The sequence below is a fragment of the Streptomyces sp. NRRL S-495 genome, assembly GCF_000966955.1.
In the GTDB taxonomy this organism is placed as follows: domain Bacteria; phylum Actinomycetota; class Actinomycetes; order Streptomycetales; family Streptomycetaceae; genus Kitasatospora; species Kitasatospora purpeofusca.
The window spans coordinates 1-5241 of the sequence record NZ_JZWY01000066.1 but is presented as its reverse complement, the minus strand read 5'-3'; the positions used below and the strand labels follow the sequence as shown (position 1 = coordinate 5241).

5 protein-coding genes are annotated in these 5241 nt (G+C 73.5%); 4 read left to right on the top strand and 1 reads right to left on the bottom strand.

Annotation, left to right across the window (positions count from 1 at the left end):
• From VR45_RS04815 to VR45_RS04800, 4 genes are all read left to right on the top strand, one after another.
• On the top strand, positions 1 to 1097 hold a 1097-nt coding region (locus VR45_RS04815), incomplete at its 5' end, for an MFS transporter (protein ID WP_045938416.1).
• A 323-nt stretch (positions 1098 to 1420) separates the two neighbouring features.
• Positions 1421 to 2005, top strand: a complete 585-nt coding sequence (locus tag VR45_RS04810; protein ID WP_286163072.1) for an ABC transporter permease subunit — start codon at positions 1421 to 1423, stop codon at positions 2003 to 2005.
• A 101-nt stretch (positions 2006 to 2106) separates the two neighbouring features.
• Positions 2107 to 3138: an ABC transporter substrate-binding protein gene (locus tag VR45_RS04805; protein WP_045938414.1), complete on the top strand. Its 1032-nt coding sequence runs from the start codon at positions 2107 to 2109 to the stop codon at positions 3136 to 3138.
• A gap of 157 nt (positions 3139 to 3295) precedes the next feature.
• Positions 3296 to 4591 (top strand): MFS transporter, encoded by a 1296-nt coding sequence (locus VR45_RS04800; protein WP_045938413.1) that lies wholly within the window; start codon positions 3296 to 3298, stop codon positions 4589 to 4591.
• 64 nt (positions 4592 to 4655) lie between these two features.
• Here the strand turns inward: VR45_RS04800 and VR45_RS04795 are convergent.
• The coding region (locus VR45_RS04795; protein ID WP_045938412.1) for a UDP binding domain-containing protein at positions 4656 to 5241 on the bottom strand (586 nt) is incomplete at its 5' end.

Below are 5241 nucleotides of genomic sequence, written 5' to 3'. Positions count from 1 at the left end.
CCTACTTCGTGGCGATGGCGGCCGCCGGGTGCGCCGCCGCGGTCCTCGGCGGCCCCCGGGCCGACCGGGGCAGCGCGGCGGCGGTCGGCGCGGTCGGCACCACCTCGCTGGTCCTCTCCTACGCGCTGCTCGGCGCCGCGGGCGGCAGCCTGCCCGTGACGGCCTCCGGCCTGCTCGCGGGCGTCGGCTACGGCCTGCAGTACGCGGCCATCACCGGGGTGGTCACCGCCCTGGTGCCGGCCGCGGGGCAGCGCCGCGCCTTCGTGCTGCGCCATGTGATGACCAACGCCGGCATGGGCCTGGGCGCCACCGGCGGCGGGCTGCTGCTCGCCGCCGGCCGCCCGGCGGGCACCCTGCCCTGGCTGTACGAGGCGGCGGCCGCCGCCTCGGTGCCGCTCGCTGTGCTCTTCCTCCTGGTCCACCGGCGCCGCCGGGCCGCGCCTGCCGTGCCGGACACGCCCACCGCGCCCGACGGCGGTACCGCGGACCGGGAACCGGACCCGCCGGGCTACCGGGCGCTGCTGCGCAGCCGTCCGATCGCCCTGCTGATGCTCGCCCAGGCGCTCTTCGCGACCGCCGGCTTCACCCAGATCGAGGCGACCGTCCCGCTGCTGCTGCACCACGGCATGGGCATCGGCCTGGCCGGCGTCAGCGCGGTCACCGCCGGCAACGCCCTCGTCCTGCTCCTGCTCCAGCACCCCGTCGCCCGGCGCCTCGAAGCGCTGGCCGAGGAGGCCGCGCTGATCGCGGCGCCACTGCTGTGGTGCGCCGCGTTCGGCGCGGGCGCCCTCGCGACGGCCACCGACGGCGCGGCCAGGACCGCCCTGCTGGCCGCCTTCGCCGCGCTCTTCGCGATCGGCGAAATCGCCTACTCCTCGGCGTTCTTTCCGCTGCTGGTACGGTTCTCGGGCCCCGCCTCGCTCGGCCGGGGCAGTGCACTGTCCTCGCTGGCCTGGAGCACGGGGACGGCCGTCGGGCCACCGCTGGGCATCGCGGTCGTGACGGCCACCGGCACCGGTACGGGCTGGCTCGCGCTCGCCGCGGGCGCCGCGGCGGTCCTGGCCGTCACCCTCCTGCTGCGCCGCACGGCCCGATGAACGCACCGAGCCGGCCGCAGCCCGGCGCCAGAACCACCCACCCTGCGTACGGGGAGACGAACGGAGCTTCCGTGTCAGAGCTGAAGACCGCCCACCGGACACCTCCGGCACCGGCCGCCACCCCGGTGCCCCGGGCCACCGCCCCCGGCCGGTCCGCACGGGCCACCGGCCGACTGGCGACGGTGCTGCCGCCGCTGGTGTTCGGCCTGATCCTGGTGGGCACCTGGGACGTCGTCACCCGGACCAAGGCCGTCTCGGCGTTCTTCCTGCCCTCCCCCGGCACCGTCGCCGGGGCCTTCGTCGACGCGGTCACCGACGGCGGACTGCTCGGCTACGCCTGGCAGACCGTCGTGGAGAGCGCCGCCGGCAGCGGCCTCGGCATCGCGGCGGCCCTGCCGCTCGGTTACCTGATGGCCCGCAGCACCATCGCCGCACGCGCCCTGCAGCCCTACCTCGCCGCCTCCCAGGCCGTACCGGCGGTGGCGCTCGCGCCGCTGCTCGCCCTGTGGATCGGCTACGGGCTGCTGCCGATCGCCATCCTCTGCGCGCTGCTGGTCTTCTTCCCGATGCTGGTCAACACCATGCTCGGCCTGCGCGAACTCGACCCCGAGGTGCTCAACGCCGCCCGGGTCGACGGGGTCGGCCGGTGGGGCATGCTGCGCCACATCGAGTTCCCGCTGGCACTGCCGAGCATCCTCGCCGGGGTGCGCACCGGGTGCACGCTCTCCATCACCGGCGCCGTGGTCGGCGAGTTCGTGATGGGCGGCGAGGGCCTCGGCCAGCTGCTGGCCGTCCAGCGCGGCCAGGCCGACTCCACCGGCCTGTTCGTCTCGCTGCTCACCCTCACCCTGCTGGCCGCCGCCACCTACGGGACCGTCCGGCTGGTCGAGCTGACCGTGGACCGCTGAGCACCGGCTCCTCGCGCCTCCTGCCTCCGCTTCCCTTGCCTGTGCCCGCTTCTGTTCCCGTGCCTGTTCCCGTCGAAATCCCTACCACCAAGGACTGTCGCATGCCCAAGACCACCGCCCGCGCCGCCGGGGCGCTCGCCCTCCTCCTCGCGGGCAGCGCCACGCTCTCGGCCTGCGCCTCCGACCCGACCGCCGCCAAGTCCTCGGACGGCAGGAGCGGCGGCGCCGTCACCGTCGGCCTCACCTACATCCCGAACATCCAGTTCGCCCCCTTCTACGTGGCGGAGAGCAAGGGCTTCTACAAGGAGGCCGGACTCAAGGTGACGCTTCGTCACCACAGCTTCACCGACGACCTGTTCGGCGCCCTGACCGCCGGTCAGGAGGACGTGGTCTACGCCGGTGGCGACGAAATGCTCCAGGCCCGGGCCAAGGACGTGCCGGTCGTGGACATCGCCACCCTCTACCACACCTACCCGGTGGCGATGCTGGTGCCGCAGGACTCCCCGATCCACACCATCGCGGACCTGCGCGGCCACAGCGTCGGCACCCCCGGCCCCTACGGCGAGACCTACTTCGGCCTGCTGGCCCAGCTGAAGGCCGGCGGACTGACCACCAAGGACGTCGACGTCCAGCACATCGGCTTCACCCAGCAGGCCGCCCTGGTCGGCAAGAAGGTCGACGCCGTGATGGGCTACCTCAACAACGACGCCGTCCAGTTCCAGCAGGCCGGCCTGGCGGTCCGCCCCGTCGAGGGCACCGGCGGCGCCTCGGCCCTGCCGCTGGTCGCGGCCGGCCTCGGTGCCACCAGGGGCACCCTGGACAAGCGCGGCGACGACGTGCGCAAGTTCGTCGCCGCCACGCTGCGCGGCGTGCAGTACACCGTCGACCACCCCGACGAGGCGGTGTCGATCAGCAAGAGCTTCATCCCGGGCATGAACGACCAGAAGCAGCAGGACTCCGCCCTCGCCGTCCTCCGCGCCACCGCCCCGCTGATGCAGCCGCCCGCCACCGGAAAGCCGGGCCTCAACGACCCGGCCACCTGGGACCGGATGGCCGCCTTCATGCAGGAGCAGGGCCTGATCGAGAAGCCCGCCACCCCCGCCGAGGCCTTCAGCAACGAGTACCTCCCGTAACCTCCGGGGCGGCTGCCGCCCGCCGCCCGCCACCCTCGGTCGGCGGGCGGCGGAGTTCCGGCGCGAATTCGGCCGCCCCGGAAACGTCGCCCTCCGACCCGGCCGACGGCGCGAATTCACCGTTTCCCCACGACCCGCCCTCTGTTACGGTCATTCCATGATCCATTGGCGGGGGATATTCGAGGACCGCGGATTCAGGGGGCTGTTCGCCGCCACCACAGTGAGCGCCGCCAGTGTCGGCGTGGCGAGAATCGCCGTCCCGCTGGTCGCCGTCCTCGCCCTGGACGCCGGAGAGTTCGAAGTGGGGCTCGTCTCCGCCTTCCTCACCCTCCCCTTCCTGCTGGTCGGCCTGCCGGCCGGGGTGTGGGTGGACCGGCTCCCGCGCCGCAGGATCCTGGTGCTGTGCCAGCTCGCCCGTGCCGTCATCCTGCTCTCCGTCCCGCTGTCCTGGTGGCTCGACCTCCTCTCGATCCGGCAGCTCTACGCCACCGTGCTGCTGTTCGGCGCGTGCAACGTCTTCTACGACGTCGCGTACCAGAGCTTCCTCCCCGGCCTGGTCGGCCGGGACCGGGTACTGGAGGGGAACGCCAAGCTCACCGGAGTCCAGCAGGTCTTCGCCGTGGGCGGCCCCTCGCTCGGAGGCCAGGCCGTGGCGCTGCTCACGGCCCCGGTGTCCTTCGTGGTGACCGGCGCGGGCCTCCTGGTCTCCGCGGTCTGCCTCGCGCGGATCCCCGCCGACGAGGAGCGGCCGGTCCGCCGGCCGGAGTCCCGCATGCTCAAGGAGATCGGGGCCGGGCTGCGCCTGGTCCGCCGAAGCCCCCGGCTGCTCGCCGTCGCCGGGTCGTCCGCCTGGCTGAATCTGACCTGGTACGCGGCCTACACGGTGATGATGGTCTTCCTGGCGCGGACGCTCGATCTCTCCCCCGCCCTGATCGGCCTCTTCCTGAGCGTCTCCGGAGCGGGCGGGCTCCTCGGGTCCCTGCTGGCCCGGAGGATCTCCGAGCGGGTCGGTCCCGGCCCCGCGATGTGGCTGGTCCTCTGCCTCGGCTCCCCGTTCGCGCTCGTCCTCCCCCTGGTGGGATCCGGCTGGACGCTCTGGCTCGCGGCCTGCGCCGACGGCGTCACGGCATTCATGATCGTCGTCCACAACATCAACCAGGTCAGCTGCACCCAGGCCCTGACTCCCGATGCCTACCTCGGGCGGGTCAATGCCACCATGCGTTTCCTGACCTGGAGTTTCATGCCGCTCGGTTCGCTGCTGGGTGGCGCCGCGGCCGGCTGGCTCGGAACACGCCGGGGCCTCTTCGTGTGTGCCGCCGCCGGCTGTCTGGCCTTCCTCCCGATTCTCCTGTCACCGCTGCGGACCATGCGGCAATTCCCCACGTCGCCGGAAAGCGACCACAGCGACCACCAGGCCGTGGAAGAAGTCGGCGAATTCGCCGGGAAGCCCTGATATTCGCATTCCTGAACGCTTTTCGACCGACTCGTCCCCGTCTCCCCGCCCCGCCCCGGCCCGGTCAGCGGCGGCCGAGGGAGCGGTACGTCCAGCCGGCCGCGCGCCACGCCTCCGGGTCCAGGACGTTGCGGCCGTCGACGACGGCCCGGACGGCGACCTCCTCGCCCAGGGCCGCCGGGTCGAGCTCCACGAACTCGCGCCACTCGGTCAGCAGCAGCACCACCTCGGCCCCGCGCGCGGCCGCCGCGGCGGAGGCGGCGTAGGCCAGGTCGGGGAAGGCCTTGCGGGCATTGTCCAGGGCCGCCGGGTCGTACACCGAGACCTGCCCGCCCTCGCGTGCGATCGCCGCCGCGACGTCGAGCGCGGGCGAGTCGCGGATGTCGTCCGACTCGGGCTTGAAGGCGGCGCCGAGCACGGCGACCTTCCGGCCGGTGAAGGAGCCGGCCACCAGCTCCCGGGCGTGGTCGACGGCGCGGGTGCGACGGCGCAGGTTGATCGCGTCCACCTGCCGGAGGAACTCCAGCGACTCGCCGGTGCCCAACTCCTCGGCGCGGGCGACGAAGGCCCGGATGTCCTTGGGCAGGCAGCCGCCGCCGAAGCCGAGTCCGGCGGCGAGGAAGCGCCGGCCGATCCGCTCGTCGTGACCC